The sequence below is a fragment of the Streptomyces sp. P9-A4 genome (assembly GCF_036634195.1).
In the GTDB taxonomy this organism is placed as follows: domain Bacteria; phylum Actinomycetota; class Actinomycetes; order Streptomycetales; family Streptomycetaceae; genus Streptomyces.
On the sequence record NZ_JAZIFY010000002.1, the window covers coordinates 80,711 to 100,812 of the forward strand.

Sequence of the window (20,102 nt, forward strand, 5' to 3'; positions counted from 1 at the left end):
CCGGAGCGTACCCGCGCCACTCGGCGTACCGCTCGCGCGTTGTGGTTGCCGTGACGCCTCTTGCAGTGACGGTTCTGCAAGCTGGGCCTGCGGCTTTCCCGCCGCACGGCGAGGCCTCCGAGGTGGCGTCCTCAAGGGAAGCGATGGCACCGAGGTCGTGAGGTACCCCCATGTGTGGACACGCGCCGAAGGCTTCGACGACGGGCCCGGCAGCCCGTCGGGCCTGGAGGCGGGCGGCCTGCTGGGCCGCTCCGGGGAACTCGCGGAACTGCGTGCCGCCCTGGCCGGACACCGGCAGGTGACCGTGACGGGGGCGGCCGGGGTCGGCAAGAGCCGACTCGCCGTGGCCGTCGCGGCACCCTTCGCCGACGGTCCCTGGCAGGACATGGTCCGGGTGCGGTGGCACGACGGCGTGCCCGTCGGACCGGGCGCCCTGGCCGCGCGGGTGGCCCGGGCGCTCACCGCCGCCGCGGGAGCGCCGCCGGGCACGAAGCCCGGGCACGTCACCGCCGCCGCGTACGCCGCGGCCTCGCACGGACTCCTGCTGGTCCTGGACGATGTCGACCCCGTGCACGCCGAGTGCGCGGGCCTGGTGCAGCGCCTGCTCATGGCCGCGCCCACGCTGCGAGTCCTCGTGACCGCGCGCCGCGCGCTCGGACTCGGCGACGAACGGGTGGTGCGGGTGGCGCCGTTGGCCGTCAATGCGCCTTCGGGTTCGCCGGATCACGCACCCGCCGTCGAGCTCTTCCTCGCCCGCGCGCACGGCTGCCCGCCGGTGGCGGAGGGAGACATGCCGGACGTGCGGCGGGTGTGCAGACTCCTGGAAGGGGTTCCGCTGGCGATCGAGCTGGCGGCCGGCCGGCTGGGCGACCGTACGGTACGACAACTCGCCGACCGCCTGGAGACGGACCAGTGCTGGCTGGCCGGTCCGGGTCCGGCCCTCCGGCGCCACCGGTCCCTGCGGGCCTCCATCGGCGCGGTGCACGCGCTGTGCGATCCGGCGGTACGCAAGGTCTGGCACCGCGCGAGTGTCTTCGCCGGGTCGTTCACCGAGGAGGCGGCGGTTCGTCTGTGCGCGGGCGGCGAAGTCGAGCCGCAGCACGTGCCGTCCTGCCTGGCGCTGCTCAGCGCGACGGGGGTGCTCCAGGTGATCGGCGAGCCGGGTGCGGTACGCCGTCCGCGCTATCGCATGGCGCGTGCGGCGCGCGACTTCGGGGCCGAACGGCTTCGCGGGGCAGGGGAGTCGCAGCATGCGCTCGCCCGGCACGCGATCCACTTCCGGGGGGTCGCGGCGGTCGCCGAGACACTGTGGCACATGGGGCTCCAGCGCCAGGCGGTGCGGATCGTCCTCGACGAGCACGACGAGCTGATGGCCTTGGCCGAGGGGGCGCTCGCGGGCGCCGCCCACGCGCACGACATGCCTCGCGCCGAACACGCGGCCGGTGCCGGGCACTCCGACGGCGCCGGGGGCGCGGCCACCGCCGTAGACACGGCGGATGCGGACGCCGCGCACCCAGCCGATGCCGGGCACACGACCGCCCCCGACACGACGGCCGATCCCGAGAACACGACCGACCCCGCCCCGACGGCCGATCCCGAGAACACGACCGGCTCCGCCCCGACGGGCGATGTCGAGCACGCAGCGGGCTTCGACCGTTCAACCGGTTTCGAGCACACGGCCGATGCCGATCGCACGGTCGAGGCCTGCCACGCCGCCTGCGCCGAGCGTGTCGAGGCGGCGGTGGAAGCCGTCCTGCACCTGTGGTTCTGGTGGGCGGTGCACGATCGCGGCTCGGAGGGTGGCCGTCTCCTGCTCGGTCTGCTCCCCCACCTCCCCGCCGGCAGTCCTCTGACGGCGCGTGGGCGATGGCTGGCGGCCTGGCTGGTCGCGGCGCAGGACCCCCGGACGGCACATCGGCTGCTTGACCTCGCATGGCCGGCCGCCGTCATGGCCGGGGACGACGCCCTCGTGGGCCGTATCGCCCACGTCCACGGAGCGCTCGCCTGGCAGCGGCGCGACCGGGAGGCGGCCTCCCGCTCCTACCGCCTGGCCGCCGACACCACTCCGGAAGGGGCTTACGGCGGCCCGTCGCCCGCCGTCAGCCTGGCGGCCCTGTCAGTCGTACAGGCAGATCATGATCCCGAGGCCGCCGCGCGCACGGCGGACCTCGCGCTGGCCCGGCCGAGCGGCGCCGACGACCTGTGGGCCGCCGCCCTCGCCCAGTACGCCCGCGCCTTCGCCGACCACCGCGCGGGCCGCACGGGCCGCGCGTGGCACCGCATCCGGCGGACGCTGGCGCGCCTGGCCGACGAACCCGGTGCCGCGCCACAGGCCGTCACGGCGCTCCGTCAGTTGCTCGACCACATCGAAAGCGCCCGGGACGGCTCCCACAACCCGTCGGATCGGCACCGGCCGTTCGTCCCGACCCCACGCACCGGGGCATGGCCGGCACACACCGCCGAGGACGGCGCCGGCCGCCTTTGACCCGCCGCTCGCAAGCCCGCCTGAACGGACGGCAGGACGGCGAGGTGGCACGGCGACGCCCCGCCCGGGTTCCACGCCGGCGGGGCGCCGGTCCCGAGCAGCAACGAGCAGCCAGCACGCGTGACTAAGGACCCCTCCACGGTAGGTCCAGGGTCTGACAATCCCGCTCCCCCGACCGGTGTCCGCGTGGTCGGAGCAGCCGCCCCCGAACCCGTACACCTGACCCCGTACGGGCGTCCCAAACCCGAAATGCGGGACTGTCTCACATCAGATGGGGAGGCGAGCAGTCCATCGACAATGCGTTATCCAGCCGTTATAAACACAAGATATTCGCTGGTTTGGGGTGGTTTTCCTTGCCTTCGGGGGTGCATTGGCGCCGGTGAGCGTCGTCGTGCATCTATCACGCGCGCTCTTGGGCACACAACCCCTCCGCCCCAGGAAGTTCCCCTCTTCGCTCGGTAGCTTCGGCGCACATGACCACCGCCCATGTGACCTCCCCGATCACCGGCCCCGGCCACTCCGCCGGATCCGAACGCGACCCCCGACGCGACCCCCGACGCGGCCCCGAGGCCAGGCCCGATCTCGGCGTCGGCCTCGGACGGGCCCGTGTGAGCGACGGTTCCGGGCTGTGGCGGATCGCCCGTGACTCGGGGGAACTGGACGTCAACTCGCCCTACAGCTACCTGCTGTGGTGCCGGGACTTCGCCGACACGACCGCCGTCGCCCGCGACGCCGAGGGGCGGCCGGTCGGCTTCGTCACCGGGTATCTGCGCCCCGACGCCCCCCGCACGCTCTTCGTGTGGCAGGTCGCCGTCGATGGTTCGCACCGCGGAACCGGGGTAGCCGGAGCACTGCTCGACTCCCTGGCCGCCCGCGTCGCGGCCGAGCACGGGCTCGACCGGATGGAGGCGACCGTCACCCCGGGCAACGCGCCCTCCGACCGGATGTTCCGCTCGTACGCGCGCCGCCACGGCGCGACCGTGACCCAGGAGGTCCTGTTCCCGTCCACGGCCTTCCCCGGCCCCGACGGCACCGGACACGAGCCCGAAGTCCTCTACCGCATCGGGCCCCTGACGTACTGACCCCCGGCACGGCCCCCCGACCAGCATTCACCCGCACCCGCACCGATCCTGGAGAGACGTGACCGCCCTCACCGACATCATCGCCGCCCCTTCCGTCTTCGAGACCGTCGAATCCGAGGTCCGCAGCTACTGCCGCGCCTGGCCCGTCGTCTTCGAGCGCGCGAGCGGGAGCCGGCTCTACGACGAGGACGGGCGTCCCTTCCTCGACTTCTTCGCCGGCGCGGGCTCCCTCAACTACGGCCACAACAACCCCGTCCTGAAGCGCGCGCTCCTCGACTACCTCGCGCGTGACGGCGTCACCCACGGCCTGGACATGTCGACGACCGCCAAACGGGACTTCCTCGAAGCGTTCCGTACGACGGTCCTGGAGCCGCGCTCCCTGCCCTACAAGGTCATGTTCCCCGGCCCCACCGGCACCAACGCCGTCGAGGCCGCCCTCAAACTCGCCCGCAAGGTCACCGGGCGCGAGACCGTCGTCTCGTTCACCAACGCCTTCCACGGCATGTCCCTCGGCTCACTCGCCGTCACCGGCAACGCCGCCAAGCGCGCCGGCGCGGGCGTCCCGCTCAACCACGCCACCCAGATGCCGTTCGACCACTACCTCGGTGGGCGGATGCCGGACTTCCTCTGGTTCGAGCGGCTCCTCGGCGACCCCGGCTCCGGTCTCGACCACCCCGCCGCCGTCATCGTCGAGACCGTCCAGGGAGAGGGCGGCGTCAACGTCGCCCGCGTGGAGTGGCTGCGGCAGCTCGCCGACCTGTGCCGCCGTTGGGACATGCTCCTCATCGTGGACGACGTCCAGATGGGCTGCGGCCGCACGGGCGACTTCTTCTCCTTCGAGGAGGCGGGCATCGTGCCCGACATCGTCACCCTGTCGAAGTCCATCAGCGGCTACGGGCTCCCCATGGCCCTGTGCCTGTTCCGCCCCGAGCTGGACGTCTGGCAGCCGGGCGAGCACAACGGCACGTTCCGCGGCAACAACCCCGCCTTCGTGACCGCGACCAAGGCCCTGGAGACGTTCTGGGCCGACGGCACCCTGCGCGAGCGCACCCTGACCCGCGCCGGACGCGTCGAGCACGCGCTCCTCGACCTGTGCGGCGAGGACGGCCGCACGGCGCTCCGGACCCGGGGCCGCGGTCTGGTCTGGGGCCTGGAGTTCGGCGACGGCGAGCGGGCCGAGGCCGTGTGCCGGCGCGCCTTCGAGCTGGGTCTGCTCCTGGAGACGTCCGGGCCGCACGGCGAGGTGGTCAAGCTGCTGCCGCCGCTGACGGTGACGGACGACGAACTCGACGAGGGCCTCGGCATCCTGGCCCGCTCCGTCCGGCACACGGCCGACCTCCGCACGTCAGACCGCCGCGCCGCCTGACCCCGGCACCCGACACCCCACGTCGCGCCCGGCTCCACATCGCCGACCCCGAGCGCGCCGCAACGCGTCAGGCCCCGGCGTCCGTTCCCCCCACCCCACCCCCGACAGAAAGGCGATCCCTCGTGATCGTGCGTTCCTTCGACGAACTCGACGGCACTGAAAGGCATGTGAAGGCCGCCTCCGGCACCTGGGAGAGCAAGCGCATCGTCCTGGCCCGTGAACGGGTCGGGTTCTCCCTGCACGAGACCGTGCTGTACGCGGGCACCCGTACCTCCATGTGGTACGCGAACCACGTCGAGGCCGTCGTCTGCACCGCCGGTGAGGCCGAGCTCACGGACCTCGAGACGGGCCGTACGTACACGATCGTGCCCGGAACGATGTACCTGCTCGACGGGCACGAGCGGCACACCCTCGACGTCAAGCGGGACTTCCGCTGCCTCTGCGTCTTCAACCCGCCGGTCACCGGCCGTGAGGACCACGACGAGAACGGCGTCTACCCGCTGCTCACCGAGCCCGAGCCCACTGCCTGAGCCCACCCGCCCGAACCCCGGCACCCCCGCACCCTCGCACCCTCGCACCCGACGACCCCCCGCACGAGACAAGGAAGGCACCGCCTCTCATGACCTCCGCCCCCGCCCGTCCCGTCGACCTCTACCCGACCCGTGGCACCGAGGAGCAGCTGATCGGCCGCAAGGACCCCGTCGTGTGGTCCGCGCCCGGCACCGCCGGGCCCTTCTGGGCGCGGGAGCTCGAGGAGTACGAGCGCGACGGGTTCGTCACCGTCGACGAGCTCGTCACCCCGGAGGAGGTGGAGGTGCTCCGTGACGAGCTCGACCGGCTCGTCACGGACCCGGCGGTCCGGCAGGACGAGCGCGCCGTCGTCGAGCCCGACTCGCGGGAGATCCGGTCCGTGTTCGAGGTGCACCGGATCAGCGAGGTGTTCGCCCGGCTCGCGGCCGACCCGCGCGTCGTCGGGCGCGCCCGTCAGATCCTCGGTTCCGATGTGTACGTCCACCAGTCGCGGGTCAACGTCAAGCCGGGCTTCGGCGCCAGCGGCTTCTACTGGCACTCCGACTTCGAGACCTGGCACGCGGAGGACGGTCTGCCGCGGATGCGGACGGTCTCCGTGTCGATCGCCCTCACCCCGAACCACAGCACCAACGGCAGCCTGATGATCATGCCGGGTTCGCACCGGACGTTCCTGGGCTGCGCCGGCGAGACGCCGCGCGACAACTACAAGAAGTCGCTCCGTATGCAGGACGCGGGGACGCCGTCCCACGAGGCCCTCACCACGTTCGCCGACGCCTGCGGCATCCGCCAGTTCACCGGCCCCGCGGGCTCGGCGACCTGGTTCGACTGCAACGCCCTGCACGGTTCGGGCGACAACATCACCCCGTACCCGCGCAGCAACGTGTTCCTCGTGTTCAACAGCGTCGAGAACCAGCCGGAACTGCCCTTCGCGGCGCCGGTGCGGCGGCCGTCGTTCATCGCCGCGCGGGACATCGCTCCCGTCGGATGACCCTCGCCGCCCATGGTCCGCACGACAAGGAAGGGGACGTCCATGTCCCGTCAGGATGACGGCCGGGGCCGCTCGCCCCTCGACCGCCGCGGATTCCTCACCAGATCGGCGCTGCTCGGTGCTGCCGCCCTCACCCCGGCGTTCGTGACGGCCTGCAGCCGCACCGAGGCGGGCACCGGGGCACCGAAGGGCGACGCGGACCTGCTGGCGAAGCTGCGGAAGCAGGGCTTCGTGCGGGTGGGGTTCGCCGGTGAGGCGCCGTACGGGTTCCAGGACGGCGGCGAGCTCGCCGGCGAGGCCCCGACGCTCCACCGGGAGATCTTCACGGCGCTGGGCGTCCGCGAACTGCGCCCGACGCTCACCGAGTTCGGCACGCTCATCCCTGGTCTGCTGGCGGACCGGTTCGACGTCGTGAGCGCGGGCATGGCCATCACGCCCGAGAGGTGCGCGAAAGTCCTGTTCTCCGAGCCGGAGTTCATCTCGCCGACGGCGCTGATGGTCCGCGAGGGGAACCCGAAGGGGCTGAGCGACTTCGCGTCCTGTGTGGCGCGGGGCGCCACCGTGGGGGTGCTCACAGCGGCCGTGGAGGCCTCGTACGCCAAGGCGGCCGGCGTGCCGGACGGCTCGGTGAAGACGCTGGCCAAGCAGCAGGACGGTCTCGACGCGCTGCTCGCCGGCCGGATCGACGCCTTCGCGCTGACCGGCATCTCGCTGCGCTGGCTGGCCCGTACGAACCGGGGTGCGGCGGTGCAGGTGGGCGCGCCGTTCGTGCCCGTGGTGGACGGGGTCGAGCAGTTCAGCGCGGGTGGCGCGGTGTTCCGGCAGGGGGCGACCGGGCTGCGGGACGCCTTCGACCGGGAGCTGGCGAGGATAACCGGCGACCCGGCCCGGTACGTACGGCTCGTCGGCCGCTACGGGTTCACCGAGCGCGAGGTCCCGCCCCGCTCCCTGCGGACGGCCGATCTCTGTGCGGCCTGAGCAGGTGACAGAAACCCTCATGTCGCACGGGCAGTGGGCCGAAACCCTCGTGTCGCACGGGCCGTCGGCCGGAGCCCTCTCGCTTCCCGAGCAGGTGGCCGGGACTCCTCTGCCCCCTGCGCGGGCGTCCGGCGCCACCGAGGCCGCTCCCGGGTTCCTCGCCGAGCTGGGGAGCGCCCTGCCCCGGCTCGGGGAGGGCCTGCTCGTCACGGTGGAGGCGACGGTCCTCGGGGCCGCGCTCGCCCTCGTCCTGTCCTACGCGCTGGGGCTCGCGGCCGGTTCCTCGCGCGGGCTCGTACGCGGCGGGGCGCGGGTGGTCGTCGAGTTCTTCCGGGGCACCTCGCTGTACGTGCAGCTGTTCTGGCTGTTCTTCGCGCTGCCCATGCTCGGCTTCCGGCTGGAACCGCTCGCGTGCGGTGTCCTCGCGCTCGGGCTCAACTTCGGGGCGTACGGGGCGGAGGTGGTGCGGGGCGCGGTCGCTGCGGTGCCGGCCTCGCAGAGCGAGGCGGCGGTCGCGCTCGGCATGCGGCCGGGGCTGCGGCTGAGGCGGGTGGTGCTGCCGCAGGCACAGGCGCTGATGATCGCGCCGTTCAAGAACCTGCTGGTCCAGCTGCTGAAGGCGACCCCCTTGCTGTCGCTCGTCACCGTGCCCGATCTGACCTTCGAGATCGACCAGTTGCGGTCCGCGACCGGTGACACGGCCGCCGCCTATCTGCTGCTCCTCGCGGTCTACGGCGCCGTGGCCGCCGTACTGAGTCTGCTGATGAACGCCCTGGAGCGGTCCGCGAAGGCCCGCCTCGGGCAGGGAGGTGGTGCGTGATGTGGGACGGTGACGCGGCCCTGACCGCGCTGCCCGTCGTGCTCAAGGGCTTCGGGGTGACCCTGGCCGCGACCGTCCTCGGTTTCGTCGTCGCGGCCGTCCTCGGCCTGGTCCTGGCCGTCGTGGGGCGTGCGGCGCCCCGGTGGGTGGCCGCGCCGGTCGGCGGTGCGGCGGCGTTCGTCCGCTCGACGCCGCTGCTCGTGCAGCTGTTCGCGGCCTGGGTGCTGATCCCCGCCCTCGACCCGCTGGCGCTCGGCGTGCTCGTCCTGGGCGTGCACTACGCCACGTACCTCTCCGAGGTGTACCGCACGGGCATCGACGCCGTACCGAAGGGGCAGTGGGAGGCGTGCACGGCGCTCTCGCTGCCGCGTCACCGGACGTGGCGGGCGGTGGTGCTGCCGCAGGCGGTGCGGAACGTCCTGCCGCCGCTCGGGAACTACGCCGTCTCCCTCTTCAAGGAGACGCCGCTGCTGTCGGTGATCACCGTGCACGAGATGGTCCACGAGGCGAACACCTTCGGCAGCACGCACTTCGCCTATCTGGAGAGTTTCACCCTGGCCGCCGCGGTGTTCCTGCTCGCGAGCTGGCCCACGTCCCTGCTCGTACGACGACTGGAGGCACGCCTTGCCCACTGAGCGGCTCTCGAAGACCCCGGGGCCACGGCCGGACCCGCCCGCCGTGGACGCGGTCCCGGACGCGGTCCGCTTCGAACGGGTCACCAAGCGGTACGGGGACCACACCGTGCTCGACGGCCTCGACCTGTCCGTGGGGCGCGGCGAACGCGTGACGCTGATCGGGCCGAGCGGCTCGGGCAAGACCACCATCCTGCGGCTGCTCATGACGCTGGAGCGGGTCACCGAGGGCGTCATCCACGTCGACGGGCTCCCCTACTCCCACACGCCCTCGGGTTCCGACGGCGGCAAGCCGGTGCCGACGAGCGAGCGGGAGCTCGCGACGCGGCGGCGCCGGGTCGGCATGGTCTTCCAGCAGTTCAACCTGTTCCCCCACATGAACGTGCTGGAGAACGTCGTCGAGGCGCCCGTCCACGTGCTCGGCGAGAGCCGGGAGGCGGCGGAGGCACACGCCCGCGACCTGCTCGGGCTGGTCGGCCTCGACGACAAGATCGACGCCCGGCCCACCCGGCTCTCCGGCGGGCAGCAGCAGCGGGTGGCCATCGCCCGCGCGCTCGCGATGCGGCCGGAGATCCTGCTGCTCGACGAGGTGACGTCCGCGCTCGACCCGGAGCTGGTGGCGGAGGTCCTGGACGTGCTGCGGGGCATCGCGCGCGACACCGAGATCACACTGCTCTGCGTCACGCACGAGATGGGCTTCGCCCGTGATGTGTCGGACCGCATCCTGATGTTCGACCAGGGCCGGATCATCGAGTCGGGAGCGGCGGCCCGACTGCTCGACGCACCGGAACACGAACGGACGAGGTCGTTCCTGCGCTCGGTGAGGTGAGATCTCGTACGGGAAGACGGTTCGTGCGGTCCGGGTCCGTCTCGTACAGGGTGCCGGATCGTACGAGATCACGGTCGCGCGGGGTGGCGGCCCGCACGAGGGGCGGGCCCGAACGGCGTGGCGGCTCGTACGAAGGGCGGGACCGTACGGCGTGGCGGCCCGTACGAAGGGCGGGACCGTACGGCGTGGCCGCCTGTACGAGGTGACGGCTCCCGCGGGTGACGGCGAGCGGCCGACGGGGATCCCGGTCGCCCCGAGTCCGGCGTACGCGCTCCCCAGGTAGAGTCGGCGGTCGGCGAGGCCGGTGGACCGGCTGCGCGCCGTTGCTGTGGCCGGGCCGACGACGCTCCTGGTGAAGACCCGACCCCGCTGGAGAGAAGCGTGCGCGACCCCGTGGCCTCCGGCGCCGCCGTCTGCCCTCCGTGAGGGCCTGCCCTCGGCCGTGAGCCCGGGCCGTGCTCACTCCCGCACGGCTCCTCGTCCCCCGCGTTTCCTTCCCGCACCTCCCGGCCTGCCGTACGGGGGTGTGCCCGAGCACGACAGGTTCCCTCTCCTTGCCCTCCCTCGCTTCCCGCCCGGCCGTCGCGCCGCGCACCAGCTCGCGCCTGCGTCGTCTCGGGCCGGACTGGCTGTCCGATCCGAAGGTCTGGCGTACCGAGGTGCTGGCCGGTCTGGTCGTCGCCCTCGCGTTGATTCCCGAGGCGATCTCGTTCTCGATCATCGCCGGTGTCGACCCGGCACTCGGTCTCTTCGCCTCCTTCACCATGGCGGTGACGATCTCCGTCGTCGGTGGCCGACGGGCGATGATCTCCGCCGCGACCGGCGCCGTCGCCCTCGTCATCGCGCCGCTGAACCGTGAGCACGGGCTCGGGTACCTGATCGCCGCCGTCATCCTCGCGGGCGTCTTCCAGATCGTGCTGGGGCTGCTCGGGGTCGCGAAGCTGGTGCGGTTCGTGCCCCGCTCGGTGATGGTCGGGTTCGTGAACTCGCTCGCGATCCTGGTCTTCATGACCCAGCTGCACGAGCTGACGGACGTGCCCTGGGCCGTCTACCCGCTGCTCGCCGCCGGCCTGGCGCTGATGGTGTTCCTGCCGAAGGTCACCACGCTGGTGCCCGCGCCGCTCGTCTCCATCGTGGCCCTCACCTCGCTGACCGTAGCCGCCGGGATCGCGGTGCCGACCGTGGGCGACAAGGGCGCCCTGCCGACCTCCCTGCCGGTGCCCGGTCTGCCGGACGTCCCCTTCACCACGGACACGCTGACGACGATCGCGCCGTACGCCTTCGCGATGGCCCTGGTCGGGCTGATGGAGTCGCTGATGACCGCCAAGCTGGTGGACGACATCACCGACACGCCGTCCGACAAGAAGCGCGAGTCCGTCGGCCAGGGCATCGCCAACATCGTCACCGGCTTCTTCGGCGGCATCGGCGGCTGCGCCATGATCGGCCAGACGATGATCAACGTGAAGGTCTCCGGCGCCCGAACGAGGCTCTCGACCTTCCTCGCCGGCGCGTTCCTGATGGTGCTGTGCCTCGCGTTCGGCCCGGTCGTCTCCGACATCCCGATGGCCGTCCTGGTCGCCGTCATGATCATGGTGTCGTTCGCGACGTTCGACTGGCACTCGATCGCCCCGAAGACGCTCCGCCGGATGCCCACCGGTGAGATCGTCGTCATGGTCCTCACGGTCGTGGCCGTGCTCGCCACCCACAACCTCGCCGTCGGCGTCGTCCTCGGCTGCCTGACGGCCGTGGTGATCTTCGCCCGGCGCGTCGCCCACCAGGCCGAGCTGACCGCCGTCCCCGATCCCACCGGCACGACCGTGGTCTACCGGATCAGCGGCGAACTGTTCTTCGCCTCGGCGGGCGAGCTGGTCGGCCGTTTCGACTACGCCACCGACGCCGGCAGGATCGTCATCGACCTGTCCGGCGCGCACGTCTGGGACGCCTCGTCCGTCGCCGCCCTCGACATCGTCGAGAGCAAGTACGCGCAGCGCGGGAAGACCGTCGAGATCGTCGGCCTCAACGACCCCAGCGCCCGGCTCCACGGCAGACTGAGCGGCGAACTCGCGGTCGGCCACTGACCGTCACTCCGCGCGTCGAAGGTGAACGGCTGCGGGCGTGACCGGTGGCCGGGTCGCGCGCCGCCCCTCGCGGGGCGGCGGTCGGCGGCCCGGCCGGTCGCCGGTCACGCCCGGTGGGTCAGATCCTCGTCGACAGCGGGACCGTGATCTGCTTCAGCCAGCTGCCGGCCGCGAAGTCGCCGGGGGTACGGAGGGGAGCGGATCCGCCGTCAGAAGCGGGTGAAGCCCGAGGGCGGGGCCTCGTGCGGGGCGCCGGGCAGGAAGTCGAGCGCGCCTCGTGCTGCGCTCCCTCGACGGGTCCGGGTGCCGGAGGACACGATGGCGGTCGCGGGCTCCGGCTCCGAGCACGCCCGCAACAGCCGCCCGGCCAACTCGGCGCTTGAGCTGAATCCGGTCGACAGCTCGGCGGCCCTGCTGGACATCCTCCAGTGCCTCATCGCCGGGACCCCCGCCACGGCGCCCCGCCTCACCGAGGCGCGCTTCCGGCCGAGGGCGTCCACACGAAGGTGACGTGACGGGTCTCGGCCGGGGACCCGGCGCCTCCGGCTCCCCCCTGCTCACGCCCCCGCTCAGACCTCCGGTGACGGATGGAGCGGGATCGCGGCCGACAGTACGGTGCCCTCCCCCGGGGCGGATTCGACGGTGAGTTCGCCGCCGAGCTGCCGGACGCGGGTCCGGATGGCGGGGAGGCCGTGGCCGCGGGACGGGGACGGCTCGCCCTGGTCCGGGGCGGCCGGGTCGAAGCCGTGGCCGTCGTCGGAGACGTCCAGGACGACCTGGTCGTCGAGGTAGGTCAGGGCGAGGGCGGCGGTGGTGGCGCCGGAGTGTTCGCGGACGTTGGCGAGGGCGCCCTGCGCGATGCGCAGCAGGGCGGACTGGACGCGGTCGGGCAGCGGCGCGGTCGGGGTGCCGTCGATGTGGCAGTGGACGGTGAGCCGGTCGCCGTTCTCGCGTGCGGCGAGGGTCCGCAGGGCGTCGTCGAGGCCGCCGCCGTCGGCGAGGTCGGCGGGGGCGAGGTCGTGGACGAAGCGGCGGGCCTCGGTGAGGTTGTGCTCCGCGATGGCGGTGGCGGTCAGCACATGGGTACGGGCCGTCGAGGGGTTCGCGTCCCAGACCCGGTCGGCGGCCTGGAGCAGCATCTGCTGGCTGGACAGGCCCTGGGCGAGGCTGTCGTGGATCTCCATCGAGAGGCGCTGGCGCTCGGCGAGGGTGCCCTCGCGGCGTTCGGTGGCGGCGAGTTCGCGCCGGGTGCGGATCAGGTCGTCGATCAGTTCGCGCTGGCGGCGGGCCTGGCGGTCCATCTGGACGAAGACGGCGATGGCGATGGCCGCGATGGCGGGAGGGGCGAGGAGGACGTCGATGTCGACCCGTCCCGCGAGCCGCAGGTGGGCGATGACGGAGGTGGCGGTGACCAGGGCGATGAGGGCGATCGCGGCCGGCATCGGCAGGGTGCGCAGTCCGATGAGGAAGAGCGGGACGGCGCACCAGCCGAAGCTGGGCGCCAGGATCACCAGGGCGAGCCAGACGGCCACGATCGCCCCGAGCCAGACGTATCGGCGCCGGGTCGGTCCCGGTCCCAGGAGCGGTTCGAGTACGTAGAGGAGGGCCAGGGCCGCCGCGAGGGAGACCACCCAGGGGGCGAGGTTCTCGCCCGTGTGGCGGACCAGGAAGCGGGTGAGGGCGGCGCCCAGGAGCAGGAGGAACGCCACGTACAGCAAGGCGCGGAGCCGGACGTCGCCCGGTGCCGTGGTGTCCTCGGGGTAGCCGCCACCGGTCCTCACGATGCCCTGCCTTCTAAGCTCATGGGGTGAATGCACCAAACATCCCATGAGGCGTGGCCGACGGCGGTGCAGGGGTGGCCCCGTGCCCTCGCCGTCGGCGGGGCCGTCCCGCCCGTCAGCGGTCGAGCGAGGTGATCACTCGTTCGTGAGTTTCCGCGTGGTGCGGGCCCGCGCGCCGCCACACTGCCCACGGCGGCGCGTGACCTGCGCCGTTCCGAAGCACTGTGGGTGGGGAGACGGAATGACGCGGGATGGGGGGCGGCGCGAGGGGCCCGGCGAGCAGGCGGTGCTGCTCGTGGCGGGACTGGCGGACGTGGCGGTGAGCACGCTCGGTTCGGCCCTGGGGCTGGTACGGGGTCTGGCGCGCCGCTCGGACACGGCGGAGCTGGTGGCGGACGCCGAGCAGGACCTGATGGCGCGCGGCCGGCTCGTACGGGACCGCTACGCGGCCGTCCCTCCGGCCCACCTGGAGGTCCTCGCCCGGCACGTGCTGGCCACGCGGGTGCGCGATGGCGACTGAGCAGTGGGAGCCGGCCGCGTTCAAGGCGCGGGTCGACGAGGTGCTGCACCGGTTCGTCGCCGACGAGGCCGACCTGCTCGCGGCCGTCGATCCGGCACTGGGGCCGGTGGCCGAGCAGGTGGAGGCGGCGGTCGCGGTCGGCAAGCGGCTGCGGGCGGCGTTCTGCTACTGGGGCTGGCGCGCCGCGCGGCAGCCCGACAGCGAGGCCCTGCTGCGGGCGGCTGCCTCCATGGAGCTGGTGCACGCGGCGGCGGTCGTACACGACGACCTCATCGACGACAGCCCGTTGCGCCATGGGAGGCCCACGGCGCACATGGCCCTCGGCGCCGCCGTGGGCCACCATCCCCGGGCGCCCGAGGCGGCCCGGTCGCTCGCGATGCTCGTCGGCGACCTGCTGATGTCGCTGGCCGGGCAGTTGTTCGCGACCAGCGGTCTGCCGGCCGCCTACCTCGGCCGGGCGCGCCCCCTGTGGGCGGCGCTGGCCCGCGAGCTGATCGCCGGTGAGTGCCTGGAGATCCTCCACACCGGTGCCGTCCCTGACACGGCGGCCTCGCTGAAGGTCATCCGCTACAAGACCGCCAAGTACACCGTCGAACAGCCGCTGCTGATCGGCGGCGTCCTGGCCGGGGCGGGCGGGCGGCTGCGCGAGGGGTTCAGCGCGTACGGGCTTCCGCTGGGCGAGGCCTTCCAGCTGAGGGACGATCTGCTGGGCCTGTTCGGTGACCCGCGCCACACCGGGAAGGCCAACGCCGACGACGTACGCGGTCACCGCCCGACGGCCCTCCTCGCCGAGACCTGGCGCGTCGCGGGAGCCGACGAGCGCGCGCGGTTGCGTGCCCTGCTGGGCCGGCCCGATCCGGACGAGGACGGTCTGGAGGCCGTACGGGAGGTGATGCGCCGCCTCGGGACGCCCGACCGGGTCGAGGGCATGATCACCGCCCGGGTCGAGGAGGCGCTCGGCGCCCTCCACGAGCTGGACGTGCCCGCGCCGGCCGCCTCGGCGCTGACCGGGCTGGCCCATTCGGCGGCGGTCCGCCTGTCCTGACCACGTGACCCGGGCGCCTCGCGGGGACGGCCGGTGCCGCCCGCCGCCACGGCTCCTCCCCCTTCACCCGCGCCCCACCCCGTCCGTACCCCTCGCCCCCGTTCAAGGAGTCCTGTCATGTCCCCCACCGAGGCGTCGATGAACGCCCTGCGGCAGAGCGGCGACGAGCTCGCCGACGCCACCGTCGCCGCGCTCTTCGAGCGCGGCGAGTCGGGCACCTTCAACACCCTGATGCGCTTCGTCTCCACCGCCGGCGCTCCGCTGCCGGACGGGCTGCCCGAGGTCGCGAAGGAGTACCTGCGGGCCACCGAAGCCCCACCGTCCTGGGTGGACTGGGACGAGATGGAGAAGGCGCGGCTGTTCTTCATCGACAACAACGTGCACATCTCGACCGCCCTGTCCTTCGCGTCGATGCCCGCCTGCTACCTCGTCCCGCACGTGGCGAAGCTGCTGTCGACGACACACGGACTGAACTACCCGTCCAACAGGATGGCGGCGACCGGCCAGTTCACCGTCCAGCTGATGCGGCCCGACGCCTTCGAGGCGGGCAGCCGCTTCATCCCCGCCGCGCAGAAGGTCCGTCTGCTCCACGCCTCCATCCGTCACCACCTGGTCCGCGAGAACCGCTGGGACGTGGAAGCGGCGGGGGTGCCGATCTGCCAGGAGGACATGATCGGCGGGCAGATGTTCTTCTCGATGCTCGTACTGGACAGCCTGCACCGGCTCGGCATCCACATGTCCGAGGAGGGGGCGGCCGCCTACTACTACGCGTGGCGGGTGGTCGGGGCCATGCTCGGCGTCGACCAGGAGGCCGTGCCGAAGACCCTCGACGAGGCGCGGGACTTCCTCGACCGCTACATGGTGCGGCACATGGGGCCGTCCCCGGAGGGCGCCCATCTGACCCGGCAGCTGATCGACCTCTACGAGGACATCGTGCCCGGCACCCTGTTCGACCCGGTGGTCCCCGCCCTGGTCCGCTACCTCGTCGGGGACACCTGCGCCGACTGGCTGGAGGTCGCCGCCACGCCCTGGGACACCGTCGTGAAGGCGGTGCCGCACCTCCTGGGCGTCCTGGAGACCATCGAGGACCGTTCCCCGCTGGGCGGCTGGGCCCTGGACCGGCTCGGCCATCTCACCACCCTCTTCGAACTGTCCTCGCTCACGCGCGGGCGGGTCATGCACTACGCCGTCCCCGAGAACCTCAGGGAGGAGTACGGCATCGCGGGCGCGGCGCCCCGCACCCGGCGCTGGACCCCACCGGCGGCGACGGTCTCCCCCTGACCGCTCGCCGGCCGCGGGTGACACCCACGTCGACGGCCCTGGATACCGCTGCGAGGGCAGCAGACGCGATCAGCATGGCCGTCGGCGAGCGGGTCGAGGAGCCCACGGAGCTGGAGCACCTCCTGACCGCCCGCTGGGGCCTGCACAACTCGTACTTGGGCCGGTCGCTCTACCTTCCGAACACCCACCCCCGCCGGCCACACTGCGCGGCGCCGGCTACGTCTCCAGTCGGTACGTCTCCACGGCCGTGCCCCCGAACACCGCCCGGCGTTCCGTGCCGCTCAGCGCGTCCGTGAGTTCCCCGGCGGTCGCGAGCGTCCGGCCGTAGGACGCCGCCAGGGTGCACACCGGCCAGTCCGAGCCGAACATGAGCCGGTGCGGGCCGAAGGCGTCGAGGAGGGTGTCGGTGTACGGGCGCAGGTCCGGCACCATCCACGTCCGCGGGTCGGCCTCGGTGAGCAGGCCCGACAGTTTGCACACGGTGTTCGGCAGATCGGCGAAGGCGCGCAGCCGGGCCGCCCAGGGTTCGAGCCCGCCGCTCGCGATCGGCGGCTTCGCCGCGTGGTCGAGCACGAAGGTCAGTCCGGGCAGCTCCGACACCGCCGCGGTCGCGGCCGGCAGTTGGTGCGGGAGGATCACGAGGTCGTACGCGAGACCGGCGGCGGCCACCGCCCTCAGGCCGCGCAGGACGTCGGGGCGCAGCAGCCACTCCGCGTCGGGTTCCGACTGGACCTGGTGGCGGATGCCCACCAGGTGCCGGCCGCCGGGCCGTTCCCGTAGCGCGGCCAGGGTGTCGGTGACGCCGGGGGCCGTGAGGTCCGTCCAGCCCACCACCCCGGCGACGAGGTCGCTGTCGCGGGCCACGAGCAGCATCTCCGGGGTCTCGTCGGCCACGGTCACCGTCTGTACGAGCACGGTGGCCGTCACCCCCGAGGCATCGGCCTCCGCCTTCAGATCGCTCTCCGCGAAGGTGCGGCGCAGCGGGGCGAGCGAGGGACCGGTGATCCAGTCCTGGTCGCGTACGGAGAGGTCCCAGAGGTGGTGGTGGGCGTCGACGAGCAGGGGGGCGTTCACAGCTGCCACACCACCGGCAGCCCGGCCCCCGCGCCTTCCTCGGAGTAGTCGTGCACGACGTCGAGCAGTTCGGCCATGCGCGTCTGCCAGGCGATGTTGACGGGCAGCTTCTCCAGTTCGGCGAGGAGCCGGGCGTAGTCCTCGCAGTCGATCAGGTGGAAGAGGTCCGTGCCGCTGCGCCAGATCGTCCAGGAGGTACAGCCGGCGGCGCGGATCGCCACGGTCAGCTCGGCGGGTACGTCGCGGTGCGCCTCCTCGTAGGCGGCTACGCGGTCCTCCCGTACGCGGGTGTGCAGGGCGATCCTCATGTGCGGGCTCCAGGGGTGTCGGGCGTCTCGGGGGTCTCAGGCGTCTCGGAGGTCTCCGGAGTCTCAGGCCGCGCTGGGGTCCCAGAGGTGACCAGGACGATGTCGAGGATCCGGGGCCCGTGCACGCCTTCGACGCGGCGCAGCTCGATGTCGCTGGTGGCCGAGGGGCCGGAGACGAGGGTCAGGGGCCGTCGGGGGTCCAGGCGCGCGAGGGCTTCCGGCACGTCGGGGACGATCTGCTCGGGGTGGACCACGCAGAGGTGGTGGTCGGGGACCAGGGTCAGCGCCCTGCGGCCCTGGCCGGGGCCGGCGTCCAGGACGACGGTGCCGGTCTCCGCGATGGCGACGGCCACCGTGGTCAGCGTGCTGTCGACGGCGTCGAGCTGTCGCACGGTCAGGGGCGGGGCGTCCCGGACGAGGTCCGCGTCGGTACGGGTCAGGAATTCCGGCGGGAAGCCGTCGGGGACGACGACACGCCGTACGCCCCGGCGTTCGAGGAGGGCGGCCACGGTCCGCGCCACCTCCTCCGGGGCGCAGCGCACGACGGTGGCGCGGTAGTCGCCGACGCGTTCGGCGAACAGGGTGACGATGTCGTCCGGCGGCGTGGTCCGGAGGTACGCGCGCGGGACGGGGACGTCCGCGGGTGTCTCGTCGGCGGGGACGTCGCCGAGGGCGGCCCGGATACGTCCGAGTACGGCCGCGCGGCCGGTGTCCGTCCGGTCGTGGCGGTCGTCCTCGGCGGGGCTGGTCCCGGGGCGGGGTCGGTCCGTCCGTTCGTCGGTCATCGGCGCTCCCTGTTCTCTCGCCACCAGGTGCGGAAGGTCTCTCGTGCGGGCGGTGGGGTGTCCCTCGTCGCCGACCAGCGGCGCAGGGGGCCGGGCAGGCGTCGGATGCGTCCGCCGCGGGTCGTCAGCCGCCCGCCTGCGGCGGCGGCGCGCTGGGCGATGCCGAGGAGCGTGGGCGAGTCGAGGACCGCCGACGCGGCGGCCATGGCCAGGGCCTCCGGCGTGGGCAGGGCGCGGCGGTCCCGATCCGCCTCGACGACCCGGGCCCGCAGGTGGACGAGTACCTCCGGGATGTCGATCTTCACCGGGCAGGCGTCGTAGCAGGCGCCGCAGAGGGTGGAGGCGAACGGCAGGGACGGGGCCTTGTCGACGCCCACGAGCTGCGGGGTGAGCACCGCGCCGATGGGCCCGGGGTACACGGAGCCGTAGGCGTGCCCGCCGGTGCGCTCGTACACGGGGCAGACGTTGAGGCAGGCCGAGCAGCGGATGCAGGCGAGGGTCTGCCGGCCGACGGTGTCCTTGAGGACGTCGGTGCGGCCGTTGTCGAGGAGGACGAGATGGAAGTCCTGGGGACCGTCGCCCGGGGTCACACCCGTCCACAGCGAGGTGTACGGGTTCATCCGCTCGCCCGTCGAGCTGCGGGGCAGCAGCTGCAGGAAGACCTCCAGGTCGGCGAAGCGCGGGACGACCTTCTCGATGCCCATGACCGTGATGAGGGTCCTGGGCAGGGTCAGGCACATGCGGCCGTTGCCCTCGGACTCGACGACGGCGACCGTGCCGGTGTCGGCGGCGGCGAAGTTCGCCCCGGAGATCGCCACTTCTGCCGTGAGGAACTTCTCCCTCAGATGGAGTCTGGCCGCCTCGGCGAGCGCCTTGGGGTCGTCGTCGAGGTCCTGCGGCGCGGCTCTGCCCCAGTCCCCCATGCGCGCGGCGAAGACGTCCCTGATCTCGGCGCGGTTGCGGTGGATCGCGGGGACGAGGATGTGCGACGGCCGGTCCTCGCCGAGCTGCACGATGAGTTCGGCGAGGTCGGTCTCGTACGCCGTGATCCCGGCGGCTCCGAGCGCCTCGTTGAGGCCGATCTCCTGGGTGGCCATCGACTTGACCTTGACGACCTCGCGGGCGCCGGTGGCGGTCACCAGGCGGGCGACGATGCGGTTGGCCTCGGCGGCGTCGCCGGCCCAGTGGACGGTGCCGCCCGCCTCGGTGACGCTGCGTTCCAGTTGTTCGAGGTAGTGGTCGAGATGGCGTGCGGTGCGGCGTTTGATCGCGGCGCCGGCCTCGCGCAGCTCCTCCCAGTGCGGTACTTCACCGGTCGCGTCGAGCCTTTTCGCGCGGATGGTCGTCGTGGCGTGCCGGAGGTTGTGGCGGAGCTGAGTGTCCGCGAGGGCGGTGCGGGCCGCCTCCGGGAAGGCGGGGGTGCCGAGCCAGACCCGGCCGTCGTTCGCGTCCAGGCCGCCGCCGCTTCCCCGGCTCACCGCGCTCCCCTGTCCCGTTTCGCCGTGCTCGTCCGGTTCAC

The 20,102-nt window shown here is 72.9% G+C and carries 19 protein-coding genes; 14 read left to right on the forward strand and 5 right to left on the reverse strand.

What is annotated here, in order from left to right; all coding sequences use genetic code 11:
• Positions 1-172: 172 nt before the first annotated feature.
• The 11 genes from V4Y03_RS31025 (at position 173) to V4Y03_RS31075 (ending at position 12,299) form a co-directional block, all read left to right on the forward strand.
• Positions 173-2,485: an ATP-binding protein gene (locus V4Y03_RS31025; protein WP_332437363.1), complete on the forward strand. Its 2,313-nt coding sequence runs from the start codon at positions 173-175 to the stop codon at positions 2,483-2,485.
• Between the two features lie 473 nt (positions 2,486-2,958).
• Positions 2,959-3,567 carry a diaminobutyrate acetyltransferase gene (gene ectA / locus V4Y03_RS31030; RefSeq protein ID WP_332437364.1) on the forward strand — a complete coding sequence of 203 codons (609 nt, stop codon included), beginning with the start codon at positions 2,959-2,961 and terminating at the stop codon, positions 3,565-3,567.
• 58 nt (positions 3,568-3,625) lie between these two features.
• Positions 3,626-4,933: a diaminobutyrate--2-oxoglutarate transaminase gene (ectB, locus tag V4Y03_RS31035; RefSeq protein WP_317877043.1), complete on the forward strand. Its 1,308-nt coding sequence runs from the start codon at positions 3,626-3,628 to the stop codon at positions 4,931-4,933.
• 122 nt (positions 4,934-5,055) lie between these two features.
• Complete coding sequence (locus tag V4Y03_RS31040; protein ID WP_317877042.1) at positions 5,056-5,463, forward strand: ectoine synthase; 408 nt, start codon at positions 5,056-5,058, stop codon at positions 5,461-5,463.
• 89 nt (positions 5,464-5,552) lie between these two features.
• On the forward strand, positions 5,553-6,452 hold the full coding sequence (gene thpD / locus V4Y03_RS31045; RefSeq protein ID WP_332437365.1) for an ectoine hydroxylase: 900 nt from the start codon (positions 5,553-5,555) through the stop codon (positions 6,450-6,452).
• Positions 6,453-6,494: 42 nt separating this feature from the next.
• A complete protein-coding gene (gene ehuB / locus V4Y03_RS31050; RefSeq protein WP_332437366.1) occupies positions 6,495-7,430 on the forward strand; it encodes an ectoine/hydroxyectoine ABC transporter substrate-binding protein EhuB in 936 nt (311 codons plus the stop codon).
• 19 nt (positions 7,431-7,449) lie between these two features.
• Positions 7,450-8,250 (forward strand): ectoine/hydroxyectoine ABC transporter permease subunit EhuC, encoded by an 801-nt coding sequence (ehuC, locus tag V4Y03_RS31055; RefSeq protein ID WP_332437367.1) that lies wholly within the window; start codon positions 7,450-7,452, stop codon positions 8,248-8,250.
• A complete protein-coding gene (gene ehuD, locus V4Y03_RS31060) occupies positions 8,250-8,885 on the forward strand; it encodes an ectoine/hydroxyectoine ABC transporter permease subunit EhuD (RefSeq protein ID WP_317877047.1) in 636 nt (211 codons plus the stop codon). Before ehuC ends, ehuD begins: the two co-directional genes overlap by 1 nt.
• Positions 8,875-9,711 (forward strand): ectoine/hydroxyectoine ABC transporter ATP-binding protein EhuA, encoded by an 837-nt coding sequence (gene ehuA / locus V4Y03_RS31065; RefSeq protein ID WP_443079900.1) that lies wholly within the window; start codon positions 8,875-8,877, stop codon positions 9,709-9,711. The genes ehuD and ehuA overlap by 11 nt, the downstream gene beginning before the upstream one ends.
• 554 nt (positions 9,712-10,265) lie before the next feature.
• Positions 10,266-11,789 (forward strand): SulP family inorganic anion transporter, encoded by a 1,524-nt coding sequence (locus V4Y03_RS31070; protein ID WP_332437368.1) that lies wholly within the window; start codon positions 10,266-10,268, stop codon positions 11,787-11,789.
• Between the two features lie 318 nt (positions 11,790-12,107).
• Positions 12,108-12,299 (forward strand): hypothetical protein, encoded by a 192-nt coding sequence (locus tag V4Y03_RS31075; RefSeq protein ID WP_332437369.1) that lies wholly within the window; start codon positions 12,108-12,110, stop codon positions 12,297-12,299.
• 59 nt (positions 12,300-12,358) lie between these two features.
• On the opposite strand, the gene V4Y03_RS31080 is transcribed toward V4Y03_RS31075, so the two are convergent.
• Entirely contained in the window at positions 12,359-13,618 is a 1,260-nt protein-coding gene (locus V4Y03_RS31080; protein ID WP_443079901.1) for a sensor histidine kinase, read from the reverse strand.
• Positions 13,619-13,811: 193 nt separating this feature from the next.
• Here V4Y03_RS31080 and V4Y03_RS31085 point away from each other — a divergent pair, with 193 nt between their 5' ends.
• The 3 genes from V4Y03_RS31085 (at position 13,812) to V4Y03_RS31095 (ending at position 16,416) form a co-directional block, all read left to right on the forward strand.
• Positions 13,812-14,090, forward strand: a complete 279-nt coding sequence (locus tag V4Y03_RS31085) for a polyprenyl synthetase (protein ID WP_317878624.1) — start codon at positions 13,812-13,814, stop codon at positions 14,088-14,090.
• The gene (locus tag V4Y03_RS31090; RefSeq protein WP_332437370.1) at positions 14,080-15,135 is read left to right on the forward strand and encodes a polyprenyl synthetase family protein; all 1,056 of its coding nucleotides are present in this window, start codon (positions 14,080-14,082) and stop codon (positions 15,133-15,135) included. The genes V4Y03_RS31085 and V4Y03_RS31090 overlap by 11 nt, the downstream gene beginning before the upstream one ends.
• A gap of 117 nt (positions 15,136-15,252) precedes the next feature.
• Complete coding sequence (locus V4Y03_RS31095; RefSeq protein ID WP_317878843.1) at positions 15,253-16,416, forward strand: oxygenase MpaB family protein; 1,164 nt, start codon at positions 15,253-15,255, stop codon at positions 16,414-16,416.
• Between the two features lie 216 nt (positions 16,417-16,632).
• Here V4Y03_RS31095 and V4Y03_RS31100 read toward each other — a convergent pair whose 3' ends face one another.
• The 4 genes from V4Y03_RS31100 to V4Y03_RS31115 are packed head-to-tail and all read right to left on the reverse strand — an operon-like array spanning position 16,633 to position 20,061.
• Complete coding sequence (locus V4Y03_RS31100; RefSeq protein ID WP_332437371.1) at positions 16,633-17,490, reverse strand: amidohydrolase family protein; 858 nt, start codon at positions 17,488-17,490, stop codon at positions 16,633-16,635.
• Positions 17,487-17,798 (reverse strand): L-rhamnose mutarotase, encoded by a 312-nt coding sequence (locus V4Y03_RS31105; RefSeq protein WP_332437372.1) that lies wholly within the window; start codon positions 17,796-17,798, stop codon positions 17,487-17,489. The genes V4Y03_RS31100 and V4Y03_RS31105 overlap by 4 nt, the downstream gene beginning before the upstream one ends.
• Positions 17,795-18,583, reverse strand: a complete 789-nt coding sequence (locus V4Y03_RS31110; protein WP_332437373.1) for a LutC/YkgG family protein — start codon at positions 18,581-18,583, stop codon at positions 17,795-17,797. Before V4Y03_RS31110 ends, V4Y03_RS31105 begins: the two co-directional genes overlap by 4 nt.
• Positions 18,580-20,061: a LutB/LldF family L-lactate oxidation iron-sulfur protein gene (locus V4Y03_RS31115; RefSeq protein WP_332437374.1), complete on the reverse strand. Its 1,482-nt coding sequence runs from the start codon at positions 20,059-20,061 to the stop codon at positions 18,580-18,582. Before V4Y03_RS31115 ends, V4Y03_RS31110 begins: the two co-directional genes overlap by 4 nt.
• Positions 20,062-20,102 lie beyond the last annotated feature (41 nt).